The organism is Legionella yabuuchiae (genome assembly GCF_900640115.1).
Taxonomy (GTDB): Bacteria; Pseudomonadota; Gammaproteobacteria; order Legionellales; family Legionellaceae; genus Legionella_A; species Legionella_A yabuuchiae.
The window spans coordinates 1-1,165 of the sequence record NZ_CAAAIW010000064.1 but is presented as its reverse complement, the minus strand read 5'-3'; the positions used below and the strand labels follow the sequence as shown (position 1 = coordinate 1,165).

Below are 1,165 nucleotides of genomic sequence, written 5' to 3'. Positions count from 1 at the left end.
ATGTTGCCGAAATCAGCGTTCGGATCAGAGTGAAATCACCGTTCGGATAAAACCGAAATGGCCGTTTGAATGTTGCCGTAATCGGCGTTCGGATCAAGCCGAAATACACAAGAGGCACGGGCAAAATTAAATATTGTGCATGAATTAGACTCCGTTGAATTAGCAGAACCCGATATCATGGAGTTAAACGATATCAATCTTCAAGTGTGTACTGAGCAAGGATTGTATTTTGAGTCTGCGCCAAAAGCTTGGGAGAAGCTAAGATCCAAGTTAAGTGATCTTAAAAATGATGATTTTTCTGGTGTGCTTGTAGGCATTGGGCATGATGATCCCCATGATGGACAGGTAGCTGAAGATAAAGTTAGGTTTAGTGCGGGTGTTTCCTTGGTGAACATAGATTTGGGGATAGCCCGTTTACAACTGACAGGTGGACTCTATGCTAGATTTCATTATAGAGGTAAGCCGAATAATTTAGGTCTGGCCTACCATTATATCTATGGTAAATGGGCAAGCGCCTCATCCTTTGAAATCAGTAAAGAAAAACCTGCCTTTGTTGTGCACGAAAATTTACCAGACCCCATTTCAGAGCAGAAGTTAATTATACACGTTCCTTTAAAAAATTAAGTGCTTTGGGGTTTCCCCAAAGCACTTAATTTGATTGATGGATGTTAACTTATTATTCTAGAGTACAGAGCGGCTTAACTGAATTTACCTTGGGCATAAAAATGCATAGCCTTTACCAAATAATCAAGCAAATCAGGATGATGTTTATCATAGAATTTCCTGAACTCTGGGGTTTGGTATAAATCAATTAATCCCAAATATTTTTCCTTATTAGGTGTCCAGAATTACTGCCAGGGATCATATAGAGCGAAGTCTTTTTTTTCGAGTTATTTTTAACCGCTTCAATGCCGCATGAATAGCAGGAGCAGTCACATTAAAGTGAGAAGCTATTTCATTTAAAAATGAATCAGGATGCTCTTTAATAAAAGATTTTAATTTATCTGAATCTATTTTGTAGGGATTGTGCGGACGACCAGAACCCATTAATTGACCCGTTTGATTTCTTAATCTTTTCCATTGTTTAATTGTCGTTGTGCCAACTGAAAATAATATACTGGTAGATTCAATTGTCGCTCCTGAATCTACATGGGATAGTACTTTT

General features: G+C 38.1%; 2 protein-coding genes and 1 pseudogene. 1 reads left to right on the top strand and 2 read right to left on the bottom strand.

The genetic code is table 11. From position 1 onward, the window contains the following. Positions 1-177 precede the first annotated feature (177 nt). On the top strand, positions 178-624 hold the full coding sequence (locus E1O47_RS12060) for an AraC family transcriptional regulator (protein ID WP_165475125.1): 447 nt from the start codon (positions 178-180) through the stop codon (positions 622-624). Positions 625-698: 74 nt separating this feature from the next. Here E1O47_RS12060 and E1O47_RS12755 read toward each other — a convergent pair. Together E1O47_RS12755 and E1O47_RS12050 are read right to left on the bottom strand one after the other, a co-directional pair. Continuing rightward, positions 699-836 (bottom strand): annotated as a pseudogene (locus tag E1O47_RS12755) (TipAS antibiotic-recognition domain-containing protein); the annotation flags it as partial. Between the two features lie 25 nt (positions 837-861). Beyond that, a partial coding sequence (locus E1O47_RS12050; protein ID WP_242602114.1) for an IS630 transposase-related protein occupies positions 862-1,165 on the bottom strand: 304 nt, incomplete at its 5' end.

What these genes read in the sequence shown, in the direction of transcription:
- E1O47_RS12060 (WP_165475125.1), top strand. Translation starts at nt 178, where the DNA reads ATGGAGTTAAACGATATCAATCTTCAAGTGTGTACTGAGCAAGGATTG.